Raw genomic sequence first — 24,371 nt, 5'->3', positions numbered from 1 at the left:
CCTGTTCATTCGCGTTGCATCAAAGATCCGGGCCAAGTTCCGGCACCGATCCATCGCTGAACCGCGCCAGCCGGAACCGGCTCAGATCATGCCCGATTTCGCCGCCCAGCACCATGTCGGCCATCACCCGGCCAAAGCCCGGCCCGATGCCGAACCCATGCCCGCACATGCCGGTGCAGATGCTCAGGCCCTCCACAGGCGCGCGATCCACCACCGGCACGATATCGGGCATGGAATCGATCATGCCGGCCCAGCTGGCCGCGATCTCTACCTTGCCCAGCGCCGGCAGCAACGCTTCGAACGCAGCGCGCATTTCCTCGATCTTGCCCGCGTTGGGCGCCGGATCAAGGATGCGCATCCGCTCGAACGGGCTTTCGTCGCTCCCCTGCCAGCGCCGCCGCGTACCCCAGCCATCGGGGTAGCCCGGTTCAGGCGCCCGCAACCTGTAGGTCCGCGCAAAAGGCGCGCGCCGAAGCTGCGGAATATAGGCGCGCAGATGCCGGATCGAATCCCGGCCCAGGAACTTCTCGTGATAGCCCGAGGCCGCAATCGTATAGCCGCCATCCGCCCGCCGCCGGAACGCCAGGTGTTCACCCACCGCGCCTCCCTTGTGCACATCCGGCAAGGCCCGCGTGGCAGCCACGCTGGCCCGCACAGACAATTGCGGGATCGAAACGCCCTCGTTGCGCAGGAACAAGGAAGACCACGCGCCCCCCGCCACGATCACCTCGGGCGCGCGGATACGGCCCTTTTCGCTCACCACGCCCGACACCCGCCCGGCTTCGCGATCCAGCACCCGCGCGGCGCAATTCTCCACGATCACCGCCCCGTGACGCACCGCCGCCCGTGCCAGCGCCGGCACCGCCAGCCACGGCTCGGCCGTCATGTCCGACGCTGTGTGCAGCGCCGCACCGTAGCGTTCCGTCATGCCGGGTATCAGCGCGTCCACCTCTCGCGACGACAGCAACCGGCTGTCCACCCCCATCGGAACGGCTTCCTTCAGCCAGTCTTCATAGCGCGCGGTCTCGGCCTCGCCCGACGAAAAATAGGTCAGCCCACAGGTCTTGAGACCAATATCCTCATCAACATCGGCCGCCATCTCCCGCCAAAGCCGGTTCGCCTCGATCATGATCGGCACTTCGGCCAGATCACGCCCCTGCTGGCGGATCCAGCCCCAGTTGCGCGCCGATTGTTCGCCCGCGATACGCCCTTTTTCCAACACCACAGGCCGCAACCCCCTGCGCGCAAGGAAATAGGCCGCGCTCACACCGATCACCCCGCCACCGATGATCACCACATCCGCGGTTTCGGGCAGCGGCCCGGCATGTTCCACCGGGCTGTTCAGCGTGATCGGAAAACCGGCCATGCCCTACCCTAGCCCTTCAGCATGTCAACCAGATCCGTCATGAACGCCTGCCCGGCCTCGAACTGCGCCACACTCAGGTATTCGTCCGGCTGATGCGCCTGCGCGATATCCCCCGGACCACAGATCACCGCCGAGTAGCCGGCGTTCTGAAAATGCCCGGCCTCGGTGCCATAGCTGACCACGCGGGGCGCATTGTCGCCGGTCAGGCGGCGCACGATCCGTTCGGCCTCGCCATCCTCTTCCGGCACCAGCGCCGGCACCCCGAAATATTCGGTCATCTCGATATGGGCACTTGGCGCCACTGACTGCATGTCGGCCTCGATCTCGGCCGCCCTGGCGCGCGCCCGCTCTTTCCAGCCCAACGGGGAATCGCCGGGCACAAACCGGAAATCCAGCCCGAACCGGCAATCCAGCGCCGTGATATTATGCGCCGTGCCGCCGATAATCGTGCCCACATGCACCGTGGTCCAGGGCGGATCAAACACCGCATCCACCTCGCCCGGTGTCCTGGCCTGGTTTTCCGCGTTCATCGCATTGGCCCAGTCTATCAGCCTGGCGCCATACATGATCGCGTTCACACCCGTGTGCATGATCGATGAATGCACCTCGAAGCCGCGCACATGCACATGGAACCCCGATCCGCCCTTGTGCCCCGTCACCGCGCCCATCATCGACGGCTCGCCCACGATCACGGCACTGCCCTTGGGCAACACCTTGTTCATGCTTTCGATCAATGGTGGCGCGCCGGTACAGCCGATCTCCTCGTCATAGCTCAACGCCAGTTGCAACGGACGGGCAATGCCACTGTATCGCGCCTCGACCATGGCCCAGATCGCCAGCGCGTCGAACCCCTTCATGTCGCAGGTGCCCCGGCCGAACAGCTTGCCGTCCTTCTCGACCACTTCGAACGGATCGGTATTCCAGGGCTGGCCCTCTACCGGCACCACATCCGTGTGCCCCGACAACACAACCGCCCCCTCGACCGCGGGACCGACATGCGCGAACAACGCCGCCTTGTCGGGCGCGGTTTCATGCGGGTGGCGATGGGTCTGAATGCCGTGACTGCCCAGATAATCCCCGACCCAGTCAATCAAAGGCAGGTTGGTATCGTGGCTGACGGTGGGAAAGGCCACAAGCCTGTCCAATATCGCACGGGGTGTCAGGCGCTCGGCCATAACGAACTCTCTTTCTTTCGGGCGGGGGTCTGCAACGGCGCCACTTTGCCGGGAATTACTTAACTCCGCAACCACATCCCGAAAGACGCGCGCCCCTCAATACCCGCTTTCCGAGATCAGCACCTTGTGGCCCGGAGAGACCTCCTTGTAGACGGACGGTTCCGGTTCATAGCCGATCGGATGGATCGGCGACGGGATCGGCTTGAAGTTCAGATCCTTTTCCGACTTGCGCTTGTTCGGATCGGCGATCGGCACCGCCTTCATCAATGCCTGGGTATAGGGGTGCTGCGGGTCTTCGAACACCGCGCGGCGCGGGCCCAGTTCCACGATCCGGCCCAGATACATCACCCCCACCTGATGGCTGACACGCTCGACCACCGCCATGTCATGGCTGATGAACAGATAGGAAATCCCCAGCTCGGCCTGCAATTCCATCATCAGGTTCAGCACCTGCGCCTGGACCGACACATCCAGCGCCGACACCGCTTCGTCGGCCACAATCAGCTTGGGGTTCAGCGCCAGCGCGCGTGCAATCGCAATCCGCTGCCGCTGACCGCCGGACAATTCATGCGGATAGCGGTTCATATAGCTGCGCGGCAGTTCCACGCGGTCAAACAGCATCGCCACGCGGTCCTGCATTTCGCTGCCCTTGTGGGTGCCGTAATTGCGCATCGGCTCGGCCACCTGATCGCTCAGCTTCATCTGCGGGTTGAGCGAGGCGAACGGATCCTGGAAAATCATCTGCATGTCCTGGCGGACCTTGTGCATCTCCCTCGGGGTAAGCGCGATCACGTCGCGATCGTCAAACTGCACCCGCCCGGATTCCGGCTCGACCAGCCGCAGGATCGACCGCCCCGCCGTGGATTTGCCGCAACCCGATTCGCCCACCAGCGACAGGGTCTGCCCCTTGTTAACCGTGAACGACACATCCTCGACCGCGTGCACCTTGGCCACGGTGCGCCGCAACAACCCGCCCTGCACGGGGAACCGGGTAACAAGGTGGCTCACCTCCAGAAGCGGCTCGTTCGTGCCCGGGATCGGCGCGGTCGAATGCGTGTCGTCACCAAACAGCTTCATCGGCCGGGGCAGATCCGTGCCATTCATGTCGCCCAGCTTGGGCACCGCCGCCAAAAGCGCCTTGGTGTAATCATGGGTCGGATTCTCGAAAATCTCCTGAACCGTGCCCTCTTCCACCTTGTTGCCCCGGAACATCACGACAACGCGATCCGCCATCTGCGCCACCACCGCCATGTCATGGGTGATGAACATCACCGCCGTGCCGGTCTCGCGCTTCAGCCGATCCATCAGCGCCAGTATTTCGGCCTGGATCGTCACGTCCAGCGCCGTTGTCGGTTCATCCGCGATCAGCAGGCGCGGCTCGCACGCCATCGCCATGGCAATCACCACCCGCTGACGCATCCCGCCCGAAAGCTCGTGCGGATATTGCAACAACCGCCGCTCCGGCTCGGGGATACGTACCTGCTGCAACAATTCCAGCGCGCGCGCCTCGGCTTGTGCCCTGGACATCTTCTTGTGCAGCCGCAACCCCTCGGTCAGCTGACGGCCCACCGTGAACACCGGATTCAACGCCGTCATCGGCTCCTGAAAGATCATCCCGATCTCGTTGCCGCGAATCGTGCGCATCAGATCCTGATCGGTTTCCGCCAGATCCGCCTCGCCGTCATCGCGGCGATCAAACAACAGCCGACCGCCCGAAATTTCACCACCGCCGAACTCTACCAGCCGCATCAGCGACAGGCTGGAAACCGATTTGCCGGACCCGGATTCGCCAACGATACAAACGGTTTCGCCCGGGAAAACCTGGAACGAAACATCCTCTACCCCCACCACCGGGCCGTCCTTTGTCTGGAACTCGACCTTCAGGTTCTCGATCGAGGCAATGGCCCTGTCCAGCATCGCGATAACTCCCCGCGTGGTGTTGGTGTTTGCTCAGGCCCGAACGCTACAGACAGCACCGCCCGAAAGTCAAACACGGGCTTGCGGAATGACCGGATTGCGCAACGTCATCCCAAAAGGAACGCTTGCTTTTTCCGGGCCGCTGGTCTGAGATAACAGGCAGTCGAGAGGGGAACCGGCAAAAAGCTGCCTGGGCGCGCGGGAAACCGGCGCCCGATATCCTTCATGACAACCATAATCCGGGCGGACTGAATTCGCCTGATCAAGCACAGCAATGTGCCCAACAAGGAGTGTATGATGAGAATTAAGACACTTGTGCTCGGCGCTGCCGTCGCGTTTGCCATGACCCCTGCGGCCATGGCTGCGGAACGCGGCTCGGACGGCCATGTAAATATCATTTACTGGCAGGCCCCGTCGATCCTGAACCCGTTTCTGTCGGGCGGAACCAAGGATATCGAATCCGCCTCGCTGGTGATCGAGCCCCTTGGCCGCTATGACCCCAATGGCAATCTGGTGCCCTATCTGGCCGAAGAGATCCCGACCGTGGACAATGGTGGCGTGTCCGAGGATCTGAAGTCGATCACCTGGAAGCTGAAACCCGGCCTGCTCTGGTCGGACGGATCGCCCGTCACCTCGGCGGACGTGAAATTCACCGCCGATTACTGCATGGACCCCGAAGGCGGCTGCGCGCAGCTGGCCAAGTTTGACGGTGTCGACACTGTCGAAATCGTGGACGACCTGACGGTCAAGGTGAACTTCTCCGAGCCCAAGCCAAACCCGTACGGCCCCTTCATGGGCGGCCAGTCACCCATTATCCAGATGGCCCAGTTCAAGAACTGCATGGGCGCCAAGGCCCCCGAATGCACCGAGGCCAACTTTGCCCCGATCGGCACCGGCCCGTTTGTCGTGGACGAGTTCAAACCGAACGACGTGATCTCGATGTCGGCCAACCCGAACTATCGTGATCCGGCCAAACCGGCCTTTGCCACGCTGACCTTCAAGGGCGGCGGCGATGCCACGGCGGCGGGCCGCGCGGTTCTGGAAACCGGCGAGTTCGACTATGCCTGGAACCTTCAGCTGGCCCCCGACGTTCTGGCCAAGATGGCCGAAGGCGGCAAGGGCAAGCCGATCGCGGCCTTCGGTTCGCTGGTCGAGCGTCTGGAGATGAATTTGACCGATCCGTCGCCGTCGCTTGACGCCGACACCCGGTCGACACGCAAGGCACCGCACCCGTTCCTCAGCGACATCAATGTGCGCAAGGCCCTGTCGATGGCCATCGACCGCAACCTGCTGGTGGAAATCGGCTATGGTCAGGCCGGCCGACCCACCTGTAACCTGGTTCCCGGACCGGCGGTTTACGCCTCCGACAACACCGATTGTCTGACCCAGGACATCGCCGGCGCCAACGCGCTGCTTGACAAAGCGGGCTGGGTGAAAGGTGCCGATGGCATCCGTGCCAAGGACGGCGTGCGCCTGTCGATCCTTTACCAGACCTCGACCAATGCCGTGCGTCAGGATTTCCAGGCGCTGATCAAGCAGTGGTGGGGCGAGATCGGTGTCGAAACCGAGCTGCGCAACCTGAACGCCTCGGTGTTCTTTGGCGGCGATCCGGGTTCGCCCGACACGTTCCAGAAGTTCTATGCCGACGTGGAAATGTATGCCAACAACTTCGATGGCACCGATCCTCAGGCCTATCTGTCGATGTATCGTTGTAACAACGAGCCGCGCCCGGAAACGCAGTGGCAGGGCGAAAACATCAACCGCTTCTGTGATCCCGAGTATGACAAGCTGGTAGACGAGCTGTCGCGCACCTCCGATCTGGAAACCCGTTATGCGCTTTCCAAGAAGATGAACGAGATGCTGACCAAGGAAACCTACACGATCGTGCCGCTGGTGGATCGTGGCCGTGTCTCGGCCCACGCCAACAGCCTGGGCGGCGTCGTTCTGAATACCTGGGATTCCGAACTTTGGAATGTTGCCGACTGGTATCGTATCAAGTAAGCCAACCAAGCCGGGGCGGGCCTTGTGCCCGCCCCGTTTCTATCCGGTGCCCGGCAGGCAGGTCGCTGTTCGGTGCTTTGACACAAGTAATGACTGACGCATAAAGGCGCCGCAAATGCTGACCTTTACCATTCGCCGTCTGATCCTCGCGATCCCGACGCTCCTTTTCATCAGCCTCGTCATCTTCCTTCTGCTCGAACTTGCACCGGGCGATCCGATGGCCCAGGTCCCGCTGACCGTGCCCCCCGAAGTCAAGGAAAAGATGCGCCTGGCCCTTGGTCTGGGCGAACCGGGCTATGTCCGGTTCTGGAAATGGCTGGTCCAGTTCTTCTGGATCGAACCGCAGGTTCTGATCGATCATTACTTCGGCACCGCCTTTTCCGAAGGCAAGCTGCGCGTCATAAGCTGGCAACACCGCGCCCCGGTCATGGATGTCGTGGTACAACGCCTGCCCCAGACGATGTGGGTTGTGGGCATGTCCTATGTGGTCGGCATCCTGATCGCCCTGCCCATCGGCATCTACTCTGCCTATCGCCAGTATTCGGTTTTTGATCAGGCCGGCACTTTCATCACCATGATCGGCTATTCGATCCCGCCCTTCTTTACCGGGCCGCTGGTGATCGTGATCTTCTCGGTGCAACTGGGCTGGTTCCCCTTCATCTATGACACCACCCACAAGGTCACCGACTGGGACAGCTTCATCTACCAGCTTCGCCAGATGATCATGCCGGTGATGGTGCTTGCCCTGCAAACCACCGCCCAGATCAGCCGCTACATGCGCGCCTCGATGCTGGACAACCTCAATCAGGATTACGTGCGCACCGCCCGCGCCAAGGGCCTGTCAGAGCGCGTCGTCGTGCTGGTGCATGTGCTGCGCAACTCGATGATCCCGGTCGTCACCGTGATCGCGCTTGGCCTGCCCGCCATTTTCGGCGGCGCCATCATCACCGAACAGATCTTCTCGGTGAACGGCATCGGCGCACAACTGATTGGCGCCATTCAGGCCAACGACCTGCCCACTGTGCAGACGCTGACCTTCATGTTCGCCTTCCTGATCGTGTTCTTCAACCTGATCGCCGACGTGCTCTACGGCATTCTTGACCCGAGGATCCGCTATGACTGAGCTAAGCAACCCCCAGCCCGCAACCCCGCCACGCAGCCAGTGGGTCGATGTCTGGCACCAGTTCAAGGCCCACAAGGGCGCGCTGCTGGGCGGCGTCATCTTCATCGTCATCGTGCTGGGCGTCTTCATCGGCCCGTGGCTGTGGCCCTACGATTCGCAATTCATCGACATCCGCGCCCGCAACCAGGGCCCGTCCTGGGCGCATCCCTTCGGCACGGACCAGCTGGGCCGCGACACGCTGGCCCGGATGATGGCCGGCGGCCAAACCTCGATCTCGGTCGGCCTGACCGCCATGCTTCTGGCGCTTGGCCTGGGCAGCTTCATCGGCATCACCGCCGGGTTCTTCAAACGGCTCGACGGCCCGCTGATGCGCCTGACAGACCTGTTCCTGGCCCTGCCCATCCTGCCCCTGCTGCTGGTCATGATGCTGCTCTTTCGCGAACCGCTCTCGGCCGCCGTCGGCCCCGAACGCGGCATCTTCATCCTGATCGTCGTGGCGATCGGCATCACCAGCTGGATGCCCACCGCGCGCATCGTGCGCGGCGACGTGCTGGCACTCAAGGAACGCGAGTTCATCCTCGCCGCCCGCTCCATCGGCACCCCCAACAGCCGCATGATCACCCGGCACATCCTGCCCAACGTGCTGTCGCCGATCATGGTTTCGGCCACGCTTGGCATCGCCAACGCCATCATCACCGAAAGCGCGCTGTCCTTCCTGGGCCTCGGCTTCCCGCCCGACTTCCCCACCTGGGGCCGCCTGCTCAACGACGCCACGCAATACCTCCAGGACTATCCCGAACGGGTGTTCTGGCCCGGCCTGGCCATCTCGCTGACGGTGCTGTCGGTCAACTACCTGGGCGACGGCCTGCGCGACGCGCTCGATCCGCGTATCCGGGGCCGCTGAAAACCAGCCGATCCCGCCAGGGCCGGGCCACGCGCCCGGCCTTTTCGCGTCAATGCATCCGCGCCCTGATCCGGCGCACCATCCACCACACCGCACCCACAACCGGCACCGTGATCCCCGCCGTCAACACACCCTTGCCCACCCCCAGCGCCCCGGCCAGCGGATACAGAAGATACCCTGCCAGCGACACCGCGTAATAGCTGATCGCCACCACCGAAAGCCCCTCGACAGTCTCCTGCAAACGCAGCGCCAGATCCGCGCGCCGGTCCATGCTCTCCAGCAACGCCTGGTTCTGCGCCGAACGCGCCACATCCACCTTGGTGCGCAGCAACTCGCCCGCGCGCATCGCGCGCTCCGCCAGCGCCTCCAGCCGCGACCGGGTCGAGGCCACCGTGCGCATCGCCGGATCATACCGGCGCATCATGAATTCGCCAAAGGTCTGCCGCCCCTCGAACCGCTCCTCGCGCAACACCTCGATCCGCTGGTTCACGATCGCCTCATAAGCGCCCGTCGCCCCGAACCGGAACGAGCTTTCCGCAATCAGCCTCTCCAACTCCGCCGAGGCTTGCAACAGATCGTCCAGAACCGCGTCCGCCGGCGCATCGCCATGGCTGATCCCCGCCATCATCCGCGTCAGCCGCGCCTCGATCTCGCCCATCCGCCCCGACAGGTCGCGCGCCCGCGCGAACCCCATCATCGACATGCTCTTGTAGGTCTCGATCTCGCATAACCGCTGCACGATCCGCCCCACCCGCCGCGCATCCGCGCTGCGGTCCACCAGCGCGGCAATCCGCAAATGCCCCGCCGGGTTGATCCGGAAATCCGTGGCCACCACCGCCGCCCCGTCCAGCACCTCCGACACCGCCAGGCTTTCGGGAACAAACCAGTCTCCCAGATCCGCCAATACCTGCGCGCGCTCGGGGCGCGGCGCAACCCGGATCAGCGCCGATGTCACCCGCACCCCCGGCGCATCCGCCAGCCAGTCCTCGGGAAACACCTCGAACTCCGCCGGATCGAACGCCCGAGCCGACAGCCCCCGCGTGAACACCGTGTATGTCACAAACTCGGTATGCTGCTCCCATTTCAGGTAATGCCGCCCGATCTCACCCGAATAATGCGTGGCACCGGGCTGCGGATGCGCCGCGCCGTGCCGGTCCAGCAAGGCAATCAGATGCGCCAGATCCGCACCCCGATCCCGCGCCACCGCATCTTCAGCCTGCTTGATCGCCAGAAACACAGCTGTCGCAGGCACCTCGACCGACGGGAACGGGCGCGCATGAAGCTCATTGGCCATCTTGTACCGCAAAGGATGGTCTTCAATCGGTTGCATCTCGGCTCTCCAAATCTGGCCACACCCTAGACAATATCCCCCTCAAGTAAAGAAAAATGCGCCTTTTCAGCACCTTAGCTGGATGCAACGGTATACAACCCCGGCTAACTCCCTCTAAAGCCACCCCATTCTTCATTTTGCCAGAAATACTCTGGGGGAGCCGCAGCCCCGCTGCGGTGGGGGCTACGCCCCCAGACCCCGTCACAAAAAGAAAGGGTGCCCCAAGGCCGGGGCGCCCTTCCAATCTGCAAAACCCGCACGCGGATCAGTCAATCAGCGTCAGCAACTTGTCCAGCGACTGCTTGGCATCCCCATAGAACATGCGCGTGTTCTCCTTGAAGAACAATGGGTTCTCGATGCCGGAATAGCCGGTGCCCTGCCCCCGTTTGGACACAAACACCTGCTTGGATTTCCAGCATTCCAGAACCGGCATCCCGGCAATCGGGCTGTTGGGATCTTCCTGCGCGGCGGGGTTCACGATGTCGTTCGACCCGATCACGATAGACACATCGGTCTCCGGGAAATCCTCGTTGATCTCGTCCATTTCCAGAACGATATCATACGGCACCTTGGCTTCGGCCAGAAGCACGTTCATGTGCCCCGGCAATCGGCCCGCAACCGGGTGGATCGCAAATCGCACCGTCTTGCCCTTGGCGCGCAAACGCCGGGTCAGCTCGGCCACGTTCTGCTGGGCCTGCGCCACCGCCATGCCGTAGCCCGGAATGATTATCACGCTGTCAGCGTCTTCCAGGGCGGCGGCAACACCGTCGGCCTCGATGGCGATCTGCTCGCCCTCGACTTCCATCTGCGGACCTGCCGCACCGCCAAACCCGCCCAGGATCACCGACACAAAGGAACGGTTCATCGCCTTGCACATGATGTAGGACAGGATGGCGCCCGACGAGCCCACCAGCGCCCCGACCACGATCAGCAGGTCATTGCCAAGGCTGAAACCAATGGCCGCAGCCGCCCAGCCCGAGTAGCTGTTGAGCATCGACACAACCACCGGCATGTCGGCCCCGCCAATGCCCATGATCAGGTGATACCCGATGAAAAGCGCCGCCAGCGTCAGGATCAACAGCGGCAGAACACCGCCCGAGTTCAGGTACCAGATCAGGCAGATCAACGAGATCAGCGCCGCACCGGCGTTCAGCGCGTGCCCGCCGGGCAGCTTGACGGCGTTCGATGTCACCTTGCCTGACAGCTTGCCATAGGCGATGACCGACCCGGTAAAGGTCACGGCACCGATCCAGATACCCAGGCTGGCTTCCACCCGCAGGATACCGATTTCAACCCCGTCCTTCTTGGCCAGAAGCGCCGCAAACCCGTCCAGGCCCTTGGCCAGTTCCTTGGACAGAGGCAGCGTGCCGTCCGGGCTCATCGCCATGACATTGCCCAGCTCAAAATGCGCGTTGAAGCCGACGAACACCGCCGCCAGGCCCACAAGCGCGTGCATACCAGCCACCAGTTCCGGCATCTGGGTCATCTCGACCTTGCTGGCCAGCTGATAGCCGATCAAGCCACCGGCGGCGATCAGGATGATCGACAGCCACCACAGCCCCGCACCGGGGCCGATCAGCGTGGCTAACACCGCCAGCCCCATGCCGACAATGCCGTACCACACGGCGCGTTTCGCGCTTTCCTGCCCCGAAAGACCGCCCAGCGAGAGAATGAATAGAACAGCCGCAACAACATAGGCGGCAGTCGTGAATCCGAAGTCCATGATCCCGACCTCCTTAAGATTTCTGGAACATGGCGAGCATGCGCCGTGTCACGAGGAAGCCGCCGAAAATATTGATCCCGGCCATAAAGACCGAAAGCGCGGCAAGCAGGATCACCAGGAAGCTGCCCGAACCGATCTGCATCAGGGCGCCCAGGATGATAATCGACGAAATCGCGTTGGTCACGGCCATCAGCGGCGTGTGCAGGCTGTGGCTGACATTCCAGATCACCTGGAAGCCGACAAACACCGCCAGAACGAACACGATGAAATGCTGCATGAAGCTGGCCGGCGCGACAAGCCCCACCCCCAGCAGCAACACCGCGCCGACCGACAGCAATGTCACCTGCTGTTTGGTCTGCGCCTTGAACGCGGCCACCTCGGCGGCGCGCTTCTCTTCCGGCGTCAGCTCCTTCACCTCGACCTTGGGCTTGGCGGCAATGGCCTGCACCTTGGGCGGCGGCGGCGGGAAGGTGATCTCGCCCTGATAGGTCACGGTGGCGCCGCGGATCACGTCGTCTTCCATGTCGTGATTGATCTGTCCGTCCTTTTCGGGGGTCAGATCGGTCATCATGTGGCGGATGTTGGTGGCGTACAGCGTCGACGCCTGCGACGCCATCCGGCTGGGGAAATCGGTATAGCCGACAATGGTCACGCCATTCTCGGTCACGATCTTCTCATCCGCGACGGTCAGCTTGCAGTTGCCGCCCTTTTCCGCCGCCAGGTCCACGATCACCGATCCCGGCTTCATCGCCGCCACCATGTCCTCGGTCCACAGTTCGGGCGCCTCGCGGTTGGGGATCAGCGCGGTGGTGATCACGATATCCACTTCCGGGGCCAGTTCCCGGAACTTGGCCAGCTGCGCATTGCGGAATTCCTCGGACTGCACCGAGGCATAGCCGCCGGTGGCCGCGCCATCCTGCTGCTCCTCCTCGAAATCCAGATAGACGAACTCGGCGCCCATCGATTCCACCTGCTCGGCCACTTCCGGGCGCACATCGAACGCATAGGTGATCGCGCCAAGCGACGTGGACGTGCCGATCGCGGCCAGCCCGGCCACACCGGCGCCCACCACCAGAACCTTGGCCGGCGGCACCTTGCCCGCGGCCGTCACCTGTCCGGTAAAGAACCGGCCGAAATTGTTGCCGGCCTCGATCACCGCGCGATAGCCCGCGATATTGGCCATCGACGACAGCGCGTCCATCTTCTGGGCACGGCTGATGCGCGGCACCATCTCCATGGCGATCACATTCGCGCCCTTGGCCCTGGCCGCGTCCATTCCCTCTTCGTTCCCGCCGGGATTGAAGAATGAAATCAGCGTCTTGCCCTTGGTCAGGCGCTTCAGTTCGGTGGCGTTGGGCTGGCGGACCTTGGCAACGATATCGCTGGTCTTCCAAAGCGCGGCAGCCGTCTTGACGATCTCGACCCCGGCCGCCTCATAGTCCGCATCCGAAAAGCCAGCATTCGCCCCGGCGCCGGTTTCCACCGCACAGTCATAGCCCAGTTTCTGAAGCTGTTTCGCAGAATCGGGCGTCATCGCCACCCGGTTTTCGCCTGCAAACACCTCCTTTGGTGTTCCGATTTTCACGTTTTCGATCCCCCTTCGGTGAAAGAGCAAGATTGTTGCGCGCAGTTCATGCTGCACTTGCAAAAAGTTTTACAGCGCCCTTTGGTGTTGCACAAGCAAGGGAACGCGCCGTTCGATTGTCCGGATCGCCACGTCATCACAGCCACCGGCGCGTTTTCTGGCAGTAGCGGGCGAAATCCGCCCGGAACTTGCGCCGCAGCCGGTTTTCCTCGGGGATGACGAACCGCCGCTCGATCACCCACACGAACACCGGCACAAGAACCAGCGCCAGTATGGCGTCCCAATACAGCAGCAGCCCCAACAGGACCATCGTGTCGCCCAGATAGATCGGATTGCGGGTGCGCGAAAAGATCCCGCTCTGCACCAGCCGGTCCGCCTCCTTGTGTGGAATGATCGTGGTTTTCTGCCGGCGCATCTCGCTGGCCGCCAGCGCAACCAGGATCACGCCGCCGCCCACCAGAATACCGCTCAGCAGATCGAACCAACCGCCGCTCAGGTCCAGCCCCATGGGCAGAATCCTGGACTGGGTCCATCCCAACACCAGAAACAGGCCAAGCCACACCGGCGGCATATCAAGCCAACGCAGCATGTCATTCCATCCCTTGTATGCAAACATATGTCCGGAATGCGCCGTCACCGAACCGGCCCCGCAAAGCCGCTCCATCACATGACTCGTCCGAATTCCGATACATAAGGCTGCTATGGTCACTTCCTGACGCAAAGGCAAGCCGACAAGGCGCCGCAGAATTGGAATTTTCAGCCCTGTGTCATTCCCATTCCATTTCCTCGAATACCCGACCCGCGTTTTTGGTGGCCAGCTCTTCGAACGTGTCCAGATTGCGCCACCGCTCCTGATCCACGTAATAGGCCCCCGCCAGATCGCCGCCCGCCTCGATATGCGCGCCGATCTTTGCGCGCAGGTCGATCAGATAGTCGTATGTATAGCGCCGCACCTGCGCCAGGTTGGTCGGATGCCCATGGCCCGGTATCACATAGGTGGGCGCCAGCGGTTCCATCCTGGTTTCCCATGTCTCAAGCCAGCAGCTTGTGCAGACGCCCTCGAAGATCGGCAACATGCGCTCGTGAAACGCAATGTCACCGGCGATCAGCAACCCCCATTGCGGCAACCACACCTGCGTGTCGCCCGGTTCATGGGCCGGCCCCATATGCATCACCCGGATATCCACGCCTCCCAGGGTCAGATCATAGGTGTCCTCAAAGGACAGGTTCGGTATCGCGATGCGCGTGCCCTCGGCCTTGTCACGGTTATAGCGCTGCATCGCTTGCAGGATAAAATCCGCCTCTTCCCGGAAGGTCTCGATGGCGTCCTCATGGGCCAGGATATCCACTCCCTGATCGGCCCAATAGGAATTGCCCAGCATGGCATGGCCCTGCCCGTTCTCGTTGATCACCAGAACCACCGGCTGATCCGTCACCGCCCTGATCTCGTCATGCAGCGCCGCCGCCAGCCGCGCCGACGCGCCGGCATTGATCACCACCACCCCCTCGTCGGTCACGATGAAGGACAGGTTGTTGTTGTGCCCGGCGTTTTCATAGGTCGGCGGCGCCGTCGCCCCGATGGCGGACCAGACATAGGGGATCACCTCGACCGGCTTGGAATACAATTCCGATTGCGGATACTGATCGGCGATCTCCTCGCTGGCCGCCGACGCCCCGGCAAATGCAACCGCCAGAACGGCGGCAAGGGTTGAAACGCGCAACATGAACTCTCCTTCGGAATGCTTTCTCCGAAAACTAAACAACAAATTCGCATTTGTGAATTATAAAAGCGACGCTGCGGCGCTTTCCCTCCTCCCGGCTTGCCAGCCGGTGCTCCTGCGTGAATTCTGCGTACAACCAAAAGGGAGAACGACATGCATCTGCAAGGCAAACACGCGCTTGTCACCGGCGGCGGCACCGGGATCGGCCTGGCCATTGCCCGCTCACTGGCCCAGGACGGGGCCGAGGTCACGATCACCGGGCGCCGGGCCGGGGTTCTGGAGCAGGTTGCCGCCGACAATCCGGGCCTGCACCCGCTGGTCATGGATGTGCGCCGCGAAGACAGCATCGTTCAGGGCGTCGCCAGCGCGGTTGCCGCGCGCGGCCCGGTTCAGATCTGTGTCGCCAATGCCGGGATCGCCGAAGGCCGCGCCCTGCACAACACCGATCTGGACTTCTGGAACAACATGGTCGCCACCAACCTCACCGGCGCCTTCCTGACGATCCGCGAAAGCTTTGGGTCGATGTTTCAGACAGACTGGGGCCGGGTCATCATCATCTCCTCGATCGCCGGGGTGCGCGGGCTGAAGGGCGGGCTGGCCTATTCCGCCACCAAGCACGGCGTCATCGGCCTGATGCGATCGCTGTCCGAAGATTATCTGGGCACGCCCTTCACCTTCAACGCGATCTGCCCGGCCTATGTCGAGACCGACATCATCACCCGCAATGTCACTTCGATCAAGGAACGCGCCGGTGTTTCCGAAGAGGACGCGCTCAAAATGATGGTCGGTGCCAACCGCCACAAACGGCTGATCGCGCCCGAGGAGATTTCCGAGGCCGCGCGCTGGCTCTGCTCGCCCCATTCCGGCAGCGTCAACGGCCAGACGATCCAGATCGCCGGCGGCGACATCTGACACGCCGCCCTCGCCGTTCACGCCGCGCCCCCGGCCCGCGCGGCGTGCCGGCCCCGTCCGGGTCAATTCCGGGGTTTTTCACCGACGCAATACCGACGTGATACCGACGCGCCGCCGACACGGTATTTTGCTGTTTTCGCGCCATGGTTCGCCGGGCCGGCACCGGGGCCGCGCGCCGTCAAATTGCGGCCAATATGGGGCGGTCGCGCCCCGGTCTTCTGATGGCCTCGCGGCAGATATAATTTAACCTGTAACACCAATGCGTTACGTCACCGCCCCATGATACTGCCGCGCGCGCCCCAATCGCGAACACCGCAAAATCATCTCAATTGATACAAAATGCTGCCGTAGGACTGCACCAGACTACCAGCACGTGAATCCCGGGATCAACTCCGGGAACATGGTTGGAGCAGCAAGATGCCGTCCGGGTACCTGGTACAATTGGGAGATTACTCCCTGGATGTTAACGATAGCATCGTTGACCCTCTTGTCACGTTCACCACCGACTCGTTTCTCGGCTCCGGTACCTGGATCTGGTCGGGCACCTGGAACGGCTCCACCTACACCAACGAAAGCGAACCCGGAAACTACTACCTCGCCAACGACGGCAACGTCTACTTCGTCCCGTCCTACGGCCCCGTCGACACCCTCACATCCTCCACCGTCACCAGCGCCCCCAGCTATGACAGCCGCGACGGGCTGATTGAAGGCACCGCCGGCGACGACACGATTGACGATACATATGCCGATCCTGATGGGGATCAGGTTGATGGCGGTTCCGGCACGGGCACCGGCGGACTGAACGATTCCATCGAGGCGGGCAGCGGTGACGACCTGATCCAGTCAGGCCAGGGCGACGACACGATCGACGCCGGCACCGACAACGACACGGTCGAAGCCTCTGACGGGAACGACGTCATCTATGGCGACGGGGTCAACGCGGAAACCCTGGACTGGTCCGCCCAAGGCTCTGACGGAGCTGATGTTTTTTCCGGCTTTACCCAGAACACCGGCACCATTGATGTCACCCTGTCCTTCTCCAATGATGGCAATAACGGGGCCACCGCGAATCTGGAGACAACCGACACGATCTATCGAGGCGCCGACGAGGAATTCGATCCCAATTCCTCGCTGCGCCTGTACGGGAACGGCGACGGCGCCACCTCCACGACGACGGTCGATTTTGCCGCGGCGTCCGGTGCCGGTGTCGAGGATGAAGTGCTCAATGTCACGTTTCGCATTTCCGATATCGACTGGGCGTCCGGCAATCACCGCGACACGGTAACGGTCAATGCCTTTGACGCGGACGGAAATACGGTCACGGTCAATATCACGCCGGGCGCGAATGACACGGTTTCGGGCAACACCATCACCGCAGGCAACCTGGGCGAATCCGCATCGGATGCAACCGGTTCGGCGCTGATCGAAATCCCCGGCCCGGTCGCGCAAATCGAGATCATCTATGAAAACGGTCTGAACGGCACCCAGGCGGTCTGGGTTTCGAATATTGAATTCGATGCAATCCCGACCACCGGCGGCGACGACAGCCTTGAAGGTGGCGCAGGCAACGACGAGGTTTATGCCGGGGGCGGCGACGACACCATTATCGGCGGTGATGGCGACGACCGGCTGGTTGGCGGCGGCGGCAATGACCTGATATTCGGCAACGGCGGCAACGACACGTTGCTTGGTGCGGCGGGCGACGACACGCTTGACGGGGGTGCGGACAATGATGACCTGAGCGGCGGTTCGGGCGCGGATGTCCTGAGTGGCGGCACCGGAACCGACACGATGCGCGGCGGCAGTGGCGACGACACGCTTTATGTCGGCCAAGGCGACACCGCTTTTGGAAACCAGGGCGACGACACGTTCATCATCACCGATACCGGGGATACCGGCGATATCGTGATCGTCGGCGGAGAGAATGGCGAAACCAACGGCGACACCCTGAACCTCAACGGCCTCGCGGATCGCTCAACGCTTGTCATCACCAACCCGGACGATTCCAACGGCGGGCTTTCGGGCACCGTGCAACTGCTTGACGGCACCACGGTCACATTCTCTGAAATCGAGAATATCATCTGCTTCACGCCGGGCACCAACATCCTGACCGATCAGGGCGAACGCCCCGTCGAAACCCTGCGCGCCGGGGATCTGGTAATGACCAAGGACGAAGGCCTGCAACCCATCCGCTGGATCGGCAACCGCACGGTCCCCGCCCATGATCGCCTTGCCCCGGTGGCCGTCACATCCGATGTCCTGCCCAATGCAAAGCGCACTTTGCTGGTGTCTCCCCAGCACCGTTTCCTGCTGTCCGACTGGCGCGCCGAATTGCTCTTTGGCGAACGCGAAGTGCTGGTCTCGGCCCTGCACATGGTCGATGACGAACGTGCCTTCCGCCTGCCACGCAGCTTTGTCACCTATGTGCACCTGATGCTGGACCGACATCAGATCATCTATGCCGAAGGTGTCGAAACCGAAAGCTTTCACGCCGCCGATTCCGGTGTGGCCGGGCTTGGCGACGACGAGCGCGAAGATATGTTCAGGGAATTCCCCGACTTGCGTGAAGATCTCTCCAACTACGGCCCAACGGCGCGACGCTGCCTGAAACGCTACGAAGCGGCGGCTCTGTTGCAGGCCAACGGCGCCACAAACCCGCGCCAGCCGCGCCGCGCCGCAATGCGCGCTGCCCGCCCGAACCTTACGCTGATCTGAGCACCGGCACCGCGCGGCGATCCTCGTTCCACGCCCGAACCGCTTCGCCAAATGCCAGGAAAAGCGGGCGCGACACCGGGTCATTTGCCGCATCCCATTCCGGGTGCCATTGCACCGACAAAGTAAAACCGGGGGCGCCCTCGATATAAGTGGCCTCCGGCGTGCCATCCGGTGCGTACCCGTCAATCGACACACGCGCTCCAGCCCGCTTGATGCCCTGCCCGTGCAGTGTATTCGTCATCACGGTCCGCGCGCCCATCAGCCGGTGAAACACACCTTGCTCTGTAAATGTCACGCTGTGACGCAAGGCGAATTTCTCTTCCAGAGTCCCCTCCGGCGGCATCCGGTGATTGTCGCGCCCCGGCAAATCACGGATCTCGGGATACAGCGATCCGCCCATGGCCACGTTCACTTCCTGAAAGCCGCGACAAATGCCCAGAAACGGCTGGCCGCTCTCGACGCAGGCGCGCACCAGCGGCAGCGTGATCGCATCCCGCGCCCTGTCGAACGCACCATGCGCCTCGGTGGCGGCCTCGCCATATTCTTCCGGATGCACGTTCGGGCGCCCGCCGGTCAGCAGGAAACCGTCGCAGGTGTCCAGCAACTCCGGCACCGAAACGAACCGCGGATCGGCCGGCACCAACAACGGCATGCACCCGCTCACCCCGGCCACGGCCTCGGAATTCATCGTCCCCCCGGCATGGGCCGGGTACTGATCGTTGATCAGGTACTGATTTCCGATAATGCCGACGACGGGCCGCGCCATTCAATGCCTCGTGCTCTGCGTTTCCATAGCCCAACATAGGTCGGGCACGCGACAAGAAAAAGCCCAAACATCAAGCGCCAATCATCCCAGCCCCATCAGCCCCGGATCTTCTTTTGGTCCCAAATATCCTCGGGGGAGCGCGAGGGGGCAGACAGCCCCCTCGCTCCGTTCCCAACTCAAAGAGCGGCCTTCATCTCCAGGCGCCGCGCGTGCAGCACCGGCTCGGTGTAGCCCGAGGGCTGCGCGCGCCCCCGGAATACCAGATCACAGGCCGCCCGGAACGCCACACCGTGAAAGCCCGGCGCCAACGGGCGATAGGCGGGATCGCCCGCATTCTGACGATCCACCACGGCGGCCATCTTCTTCATGGTCTCCATCACCTGCGCTTCGCTGACCACCCCGTGATGCAACCAGTTCGCAAGCGCCTGGCTGGAAATACGGCACGTCGCGCGATCCTCCATCAGGCCGACATCGTTGATATCAGGCACCTTGGAACACCCGATACCCTGGTCCACCCAGCGCACCACGTAACCCAGGATACCCTGCGCGTTGTTCTCGATCTCCCGCGCGATCACTTCGTCGCTCAGGTTCTCTCCCGGCAACACCGGGATCCTCAGCAGGTCTTCCAACGTCCCGCGTGCACCACCGGCCCGGATCTCGTCCTGACGGGCCAACACATCGACCTCGTGGTAATGCGTGGCATGCAGCGTCGCGGCGGTTGGCGACGGCACCCAGGCACAGTTGGCCCCCGAGATCGGATGCCCGATCTTCTGCTCCAGCATCGCCGCCATCAGGTCGGGCATGGCCCACATGCCCTTGCCGATCTGCGCCCTGCCCTGCAAGCCGCAGGCCAATCCTATGTCGACATTGCGATCCTCGTAGGATGTGATCCAGGGGGTCGATTTCATGTCTCCCTTGCACAGCACCGGTCCCGCCTCCATCGAGGTGTGAATCTCGTCCCCCGTGCGATCCAGAAATCCGGTATTGATGAAGGCCACCCGCTCTTTCGCGGCGCGGATGCATTCCTTGAGGTTGACGCTTGTGCGGCGTTCCTCATCCATGATGCCCATCTTCACGGTATTGCGCGGCAGGCCCAGAATATCCTCGACCCGGTCGAAAATCTCGACCGCGAACGCCACCTCCTCCGGCCCGTGCATCTTGGGCTTGACCACATAGACCGAGCCATGGTCCGAATTGCCGCCTTGCGATTTCAGATCGTGCATCGCGATCATCACCGTGACCAGCGCGTCCATCAGCCCTTCGCCGATCTCATTGCCCTCCCGATCCAGCACCGCCGGGTTGGTCATCAAATGGCCAACATTGCGTATCAGCATCAAAGAGCGGCATTTCACAGAGAACGGCACGCCACCCGGCGCGGTATAGGTCGCGTCGTCATGCAGCTTGCGGGTAAAGGTCTCGCCGCCCTTGCTGACTTCCTCGGCCAGATCACGCCTCATCAGGCCCAGCCAGTTGCCATAGGCCAGCACCTTGTCCTCGGCGTCCACACAGGCCACTGAATCTTCGCAATCCATGATCGTCGACATGGCAGCCTCAAGATTGACCGCCGCGATCCCCGCCGCGTCGGTCCGGCCCGGCCCCACCTCGGGGTTGATCAGGATCTCGATCTTCAGCCGGTTGTTCTCCAGCAGCACGCCACGCCAGCCATCGACAGCCATGTGGCCCAGATACCGGGCCTTGTCCGCAAGCGAAACCGGTCCCTGCGCCGTTCGGAACACCAGCGTGTCACCGGCCTCGATGCCTGTCACATCGGCCCATCTGGCGCCGTCCAGCGGCACGGACCTGTCCAGAAATTCCTTGGCCCAGGCTATCACACGCGCGCCGCGCGCCGCGTCATAGCCGCTGCCGGTGGGCAGATCACCCAGCGCATCCGTGCCATACAGCGCATCATACAGGTTTCCCCAACGCGCATTGGCGGCATTCAGCGCGAAACGGGCGTTGGTGATCGGCACGACCAACTGCGGACCGGGCACATGCGCGATCTCGGGGTCCACATTCCGGGTCTCGATCCGGAAATCCGGCCCCTCTGGCACCAGATAGCCGATCTCCTCCAGAAAGGAGCGATACGCAGCCGCATCATGAGGCTTGCCGCGGCGCGCGACATGCCAGGCATCGATCTGCTGCTGGAGCGAAGCGCGCGTTTCCAGAAGGGCGCGGTTCTTCGGACCCAGATCATGTGCCAGCGCACTCAGCCCCTGCCAGAAGCGGTCTGCCGACACGCCAGTGCCGGGAAGCGCCTGTTCCTCGATGAACGACACCAGCGCCTGCGCCACTTCAAGTCCGTGCTTTTCGACCCGTTCCGCCATTTTTCACCCCTATTGTGCACCATTGTATGCGTTTCCAATTAGAACATGCGTTTCCTATAGGCAACAAAACCGGTCCGCGTTTTTTACCAGATGGATTTTCAGCTTTTTCAAGAAACCGGGCAATCAGTTTCAGCAAACGCGGTGACAAGAGCCTTGCGCCCCCTTGCGGGCCTGTGCCGATGCGCTACACCTTGGGGCAGTTCAGGCCACAGGATACTCCCATGCGCGATGCCGCCCCCCAAACGATCTATCTCAAGGACTACAAACCTTTTGGCTGGATCATCGACGATGTGCACCTCACCTTTCGTCTTCACCCAACCGCCACCCGCGTGATCTCGCGCATTCGGTTCCGGCCCGATTACGATGTGCCGGATCGTCCGTTTTTCCTGCATGGCGAAGGGCTCACTCATGTATCGGCCAGGGTTGACGGTCACGACGCGGACCTGACCGAAGTCGCGGGCGGGATCGAGGTGAACGTGCCCCATGCGCCGTTCAACTGGGAGGCCGAGGTCGAAATCAACCCGTCGGCCAACACCGCGCTGGAAGGGCTTTACATGTCGGGCGGCATGTATTGCACCCAATGCGAGGCCGAGGGGTTTCGCAAGATCACATGGTATCCCGACCGCCCGGACGTGATGGCGCGGTTCACGGTGCGGATCGAAAGCGACGCACAAAACACGCCCGTCATGCTGTCCAACGGCAACGGCCTGTATTACGAACAGGACAGCACGAAAACCCCGGCGTCCAATGTTTCGATCTATCAGGATCCCTGGCCCAAGCCGGCCTATCTCTTCGCCCTGGTCGCGGGCAACCTGATCGCCCATGAAGACACGTTCACCACCATGTCCGGCAAGGATGTACACCTTGCCATTTGGGTGCGCCCCGGCGACGAACACAAATGCGCCTTTGGTATGGAGGCGCTGAAAAAGTCCATGAAATGGGACGAAGACATCTATGGGCGCGAATACGATCTGGACGAATTCAACATCGTGGCGGTGGATGATTTCAACATGGGCGCGATGGAGAACAAGGGGTTGAACATCTTCAACTCTTCCTGCGTTCTGGCCAGCCCGGAAACCGCGACGGACGCCAATTTCGAACGGATCGAGGCGATCATCGCGCACGAATATTTCCACAACTGGACCGGCAACCGCATCACCTGCCGCGACTGGTTCCAGCTTTGTCTGAAAGAAGGGCTGACCGTGTTTCGCGATCAGCAATTCACCGCCGACATGCGGTCGGCCCCGGTGGCCCGGATTTCAAACGTGCTGGCCCTGCGCGCGCGCCAGTTCCCCGAGGATCAGGGGCCGCTCTCGCATCCGGTCCGCCCTGAAAGTTTTCAGGAAATCAACAACTTCTACACCGCGACCGTCTATGAAAAGGGCGCCGAAGTCATTGGCATGCTGAAAACACTGGTCGGGGACGCGGCCTATTCCAGGGCGCTGGACCTCTATTTCGAGCGACACGACGGCGACGCGGCCACGATCGAGGATTGGCTGAAAGTGTTCGAAGACGCCACCGGGCGCGATCTGAGCCAGTTCAAACGCTGGTATGCGCAATCCGGCACGCCCCGCGTGCATGTCCAAGAGGCGTATTCAGGCGAAACGCTCACCCTGACATTGCGCCAGTCCACCGCGCCCACACCGGGCCAGCCGGACAAGGCGCCACAGGTCATTCCGATCAAGATCGGCCTGCTCAACCCCAACGGGGACGAGGTTCAGCCCACGACCGTTCTGGAACTCACGAAGGCAAAGCAAAGCTTTGCCTTCCCCGGCCATGCCACGCGGCCGATCCCGTCGATCCTGCGCGATTTTTCGGCGCCCGTTATCCTGGACCACGAAATAGACAATGAACGCCGCGCTTTCCTGCTGGCCCATGACACCGATCCGTTCAATCGGTGGGAAGCCGGGCGGATGCTGGCGCGCAACTCTCTGATTGCGTCCATAACCGACGGCACGCCGCCCGATACCGCCTATCTGGACGGGCTGGGCGCCGTGCTGTGCGATACCGGACTTGATCCGGCCTATCGCGCGCTGATGCTGGGCCAGCCGTCGCAATCGGAACTTGCCGGTTTGCTGCACCAGAGCGGCACCGTGCCCGATCCTGCCGCCATCCACGCAGCCTCCGAAGACCTGCGGCAGGCCAAGGCCACGGCCTTTGCCGATTTCCTGCCGACGCTATACGCGGAAAACCAAACCGAAGGCCCGTTCTCTCCCGAAGCGGAGCCTGCCGGCAAACGCGCCCTGGCCAATGCAGCCCTTGGCCTGCTGACCCGGCTGGATCAGGGGGCTACCGCCGCCGCGCAATATGCCCAAGCCGACAACATGACCCAGCAACTCGCCGCGCTGGGCGCGCTTCTGGATGCCGGACAGGGCGAGAACGCGCTGGACGCGTTCTATCGGCAATGGCGCGATGACCGTCTGGTGATCGACAAGTGGTTCGGTCTGCAAGTCCTGCATTCCAAGCCCCATGACACCGCAGGCACGGCCCGCCAGCTGACCGGTCATGCCGATTTTGACTGGAAAAACCCCAACCGCTTCCGCGCGGTGATGGGCGCGATGCAGATGCACCACGCGGGGTTCCACCACGGCGACGGCGCCGCCTACGCGCTGCTGGCCGACTGGCTGATCCGGCTGGACCCGGTCAATCCGCAGACCACAGCGCGCATGTCGACCGCCTTCCAGACCTGGAAACGCTATGATCCGCAGCGCCAGGCCCTGATCGCGGCACAGCTTGACCGGATCGCGGCACAGCCCGGCCTCAGCCGCGACACGACCGAGATGATAACCCGCATCAGGGGGGCCTGAAG

Annotated in this window: 16 protein-coding genes; 6 read left to right on the top strand and 10 right to left on the bottom strand. The window is 62.6% G+C overall.

All coding sequences use genetic code 11. The features are described 5' to 3' along the window. Positions 1 to 19: 19 nt before the first annotated feature. From I3253_RS00585 to I3253_RS00575, 3 genes are all read right to left on the bottom strand, one after another. Positions 20 to 1,366, bottom strand: coding sequence for an NAD(P)/FAD-dependent oxidoreductase (locus I3253_RS00585; RefSeq protein WP_197915680.1), 1,347 nt, complete (start codon positions 1,364 to 1,366; stop codon positions 20 to 22). A gap of 8 nt (positions 1,367 to 1,374) precedes the next feature. Further along, complete coding sequence (gene argE, locus I3253_RS00580; RefSeq protein WP_197915679.1) at positions 1,375 to 2,541, bottom strand: acetylornithine deacetylase; 1,167 nt, start codon at positions 2,539 to 2,541, stop codon at positions 1,375 to 1,377. A 96-nt stretch (positions 2,542 to 2,637) separates the two neighbouring features. Further along, entirely contained in the window at positions 2,638 to 4,458 is a 1,821-nt protein-coding gene (locus I3253_RS00575) for an ABC transporter ATP-binding protein (protein ID WP_197915678.1), read from the bottom strand. 297 nt (positions 4,459 to 4,755) lie between these two features. Here I3253_RS00575 and I3253_RS00570 point away from each other — a divergent pair, with 297 nt between their 5' ends. From I3253_RS00570 to I3253_RS00560, 3 genes are all read left to right on the top strand, one after another. After that, the gene (locus I3253_RS00570; RefSeq protein WP_197915677.1) at positions 4,756 to 6,459 is read left to right on the top strand and encodes a peptide ABC transporter substrate-binding protein; all 1,704 of its coding nucleotides are present in this window, start codon (positions 4,756 to 4,758) and stop codon (positions 6,457 to 6,459) included. A gap of 115 nt (positions 6,460 to 6,574) precedes the next feature. Further along, positions 6,575 to 7,582 carry an ABC transporter permease gene (locus I3253_RS00565; RefSeq protein WP_197915676.1) on the top strand — a complete coding sequence of 336 codons (1,008 nt, stop codon included), beginning with the start codon at positions 6,575 to 6,577 and terminating at the stop codon, positions 7,580 to 7,582. Continuing rightward, complete coding sequence (locus I3253_RS00560; RefSeq protein WP_197915675.1) at positions 7,575 to 8,486, top strand: ABC transporter permease; 912 nt, start codon at positions 7,575 to 7,577, stop codon at positions 8,484 to 8,486. Before I3253_RS00565 ends, I3253_RS00560 begins: the two co-directional genes overlap by 8 nt. 49 nt (positions 8,487 to 8,535) lie before the next feature. Here the strand turns inward: I3253_RS00560 and I3253_RS00555 are convergent, their stop codons facing one another. From I3253_RS00555 to I3253_RS00535, 5 genes are all read right to left on the bottom strand, one after another. After that, positions 8,536 to 9,816, bottom strand: coding sequence for a DUF3422 family protein (locus I3253_RS00555; protein ID WP_197915674.1), 1,281 nt, complete (start codon positions 9,814 to 9,816; stop codon positions 8,536 to 8,538). A gap of 265 nt (positions 9,817 to 10,081) precedes the next feature. Continuing rightward, positions 10,082 to 11,539 (bottom strand): NAD(P)(+) transhydrogenase (Re/Si-specific) subunit beta, encoded by a 1,458-nt coding sequence (locus tag I3253_RS00550; protein ID WP_197915673.1) that lies wholly within the window; start codon positions 11,537 to 11,539, stop codon positions 10,082 to 10,084. A gap of 13 nt (positions 11,540 to 11,552) precedes the next feature. Next, positions 11,553 to 13,124, bottom strand: a complete 1,572-nt coding sequence (locus I3253_RS00545) for a Re/Si-specific NAD(P)(+) transhydrogenase subunit alpha (RefSeq protein WP_197915672.1) — start codon at positions 13,122 to 13,124, stop codon at positions 11,553 to 11,555. A 136-nt stretch (positions 13,125 to 13,260) separates the two neighbouring features. Continuing rightward, complete coding sequence (locus I3253_RS00540) at positions 13,261 to 13,710, bottom strand: methyltransferase family protein (protein WP_232236903.1); 450 nt, start codon at positions 13,708 to 13,710, stop codon at positions 13,261 to 13,263. Between the two features lie 181 nt (positions 13,711 to 13,891). Continuing rightward, a complete protein-coding gene (locus I3253_RS00535) occupies positions 13,892 to 14,848 on the bottom strand; it encodes an MBL fold metallo-hydrolase (RefSeq protein ID WP_197915671.1) in 957 nt (318 codons plus the stop codon). Positions 14,849 to 14,998: 150 nt separating this feature from the next. On the opposite strand from I3253_RS00535, the gene I3253_RS00530 reads away from it, so the two are divergent. Together I3253_RS00530 and I3253_RS00525 are read left to right on the top strand one after the other, a co-directional pair. Continuing rightward, positions 14,999 to 15,757: an SDR family NAD(P)-dependent oxidoreductase gene (locus tag I3253_RS00530; protein ID WP_197915670.1), complete on the top strand. Its 759-nt coding sequence runs from the start codon at positions 14,999 to 15,001 to the stop codon at positions 15,755 to 15,757. 417 nt (positions 15,758 to 16,174) lie between these two features. Further along, positions 16,175 to 18,472 (top strand): Hint domain-containing protein, encoded by a 2,298-nt coding sequence (locus tag I3253_RS00525; protein ID WP_197915669.1) that lies wholly within the window; start codon positions 16,175 to 16,177, stop codon positions 18,470 to 18,472. Here the strand turns inward: I3253_RS00525 and I3253_RS00520 are convergent. Beyond that, a complete protein-coding gene (locus I3253_RS00520; RefSeq protein ID WP_197915668.1) occupies positions 18,459 to 19,238 on the bottom strand; it encodes a gamma-glutamyl-gamma-aminobutyrate hydrolase family protein in 780 nt (259 codons plus the stop codon). The two genes, I3253_RS00525 and I3253_RS00520, sit on opposite strands and share 14 nt — an antisense overlap. Positions 19,239 to 19,414: 176 nt before the next feature. Further along, complete coding sequence (locus tag I3253_RS00515; protein WP_197915667.1) at positions 19,415 to 21,562, bottom strand: malate synthase G; 2,148 nt, start codon at positions 21,560 to 21,562, stop codon at positions 19,415 to 19,417. Between the two features lie 221 nt (positions 21,563 to 21,783). Here I3253_RS00515 and pepN point away from each other — a divergent pair, with 221 nt between their 5' ends. Further along, complete coding sequence (pepN, locus tag I3253_RS00510; RefSeq protein ID WP_197915666.1) at positions 21,784 to 24,369, top strand: aminopeptidase N; 2,586 nt, start codon at positions 21,784 to 21,786, stop codon at positions 24,367 to 24,369. Positions 24,370 to 24,371: the final 2 nt, after the last annotated feature.

The sequence above is a fragment of the Thiosulfatihalobacter marinus genome (genome assembly GCF_016019955.1).
GTDB classification, from domain to species: domain Bacteria; phylum Pseudomonadota; class Alphaproteobacteria; order Rhodobacterales; family Rhodobacteraceae; genus Shimia; species Shimia marinus_A.
Note: the sequence above shows the minus strand (reverse complement) of the source record. Positions and strands in the feature narration are given on the sequence as shown.

Excerpts from the sequence above, each read along its gene's own strand:
- I3253_RS00520 (WP_197915668.1), bottom strand. The coding sequence starts at position 19,238 with ATGGCGCGGCCCGTCGTCGGCATTATCGGAAATCAGTACCTGATCAAC.
- I3253_RS00570 (WP_197915677.1), top strand. The coding sequence starts at position 4,756 with ATGAGAATTAAGACACTTGTGCTCGGCGCTGCCGTCGCGTTTGCCATG.
- I3253_RS00555 (WP_197915674.1), bottom strand. The coding sequence starts at position 9,816 with ATGCAACCGATTGAAGACCATCCTTTGCGGTACAAGATGGCCAATGAG.
- I3253_RS00565 (WP_197915676.1), top strand. The coding sequence starts at position 6,575 with ATGCTGACCTTTACCATTCGCCGTCTGATCCTCGCGATCCCGACGCTC.
- I3253_RS00550 (WP_197915673.1), bottom strand. The coding sequence starts at position 11,539 with ATGGACTTCGGATTCACGACTGCCGCCTATGTTGTTGCGGCTGTTCTA.
- I3253_RS00560 (WP_197915675.1), top strand. The coding sequence starts at position 7,575 with ATGACTGAGCTAAGCAACCCCCAGCCCGCAACCCCGCCACGCAGCCAG.
- I3253_RS00585 (WP_197915680.1), bottom strand. The coding sequence starts at position 1,366 with ATGGCCGGTTTTCCGATCACGCTGAACAGCCCGGTGGAACATGCCGGG.
- argE (WP_197915679.1), bottom strand. The coding sequence starts at position 2,541 with ATGGCCGAGCGCCTGACACCCCGTGCGATATTGGACAGGCTTGTGGCC.
- I3253_RS00535 (WP_197915671.1), bottom strand. The coding sequence starts at position 14,848 with ATGTTGCGCGTTTCAACCCTTGCCGCCGTTCTGGCGGTTGCATTTGCC.
- pepN (WP_197915666.1), top strand. The coding sequence starts at position 21,784 with ATGCGCGATGCCGCCCCCCAAACGATCTATCTCAAGGACTACAAACCT.
- I3253_RS00515 (WP_197915667.1), bottom strand. The coding sequence starts at position 21,562 with ATGGCGGAACGGGTCGAAAAGCACGGACTTGAAGTGGCGCAGGCGCTG.
- I3253_RS00530 (WP_197915670.1), top strand. The coding sequence starts at position 14,999 with ATGCATCTGCAAGGCAAACACGCGCTTGTCACCGGCGGCGGCACCGGG.
- I3253_RS00575 (WP_197915678.1), bottom strand. The coding sequence starts at position 4,458 with ATGCTGGACAGGGCCATTGCCTCGATCGAGAACCTGAAGGTCGAGTTC.
- I3253_RS00525 (WP_197915669.1), top strand. The coding sequence starts at position 16,175 with ATGCCGTCCGGGTACCTGGTACAATTGGGAGATTACTCCCTGGATGTT.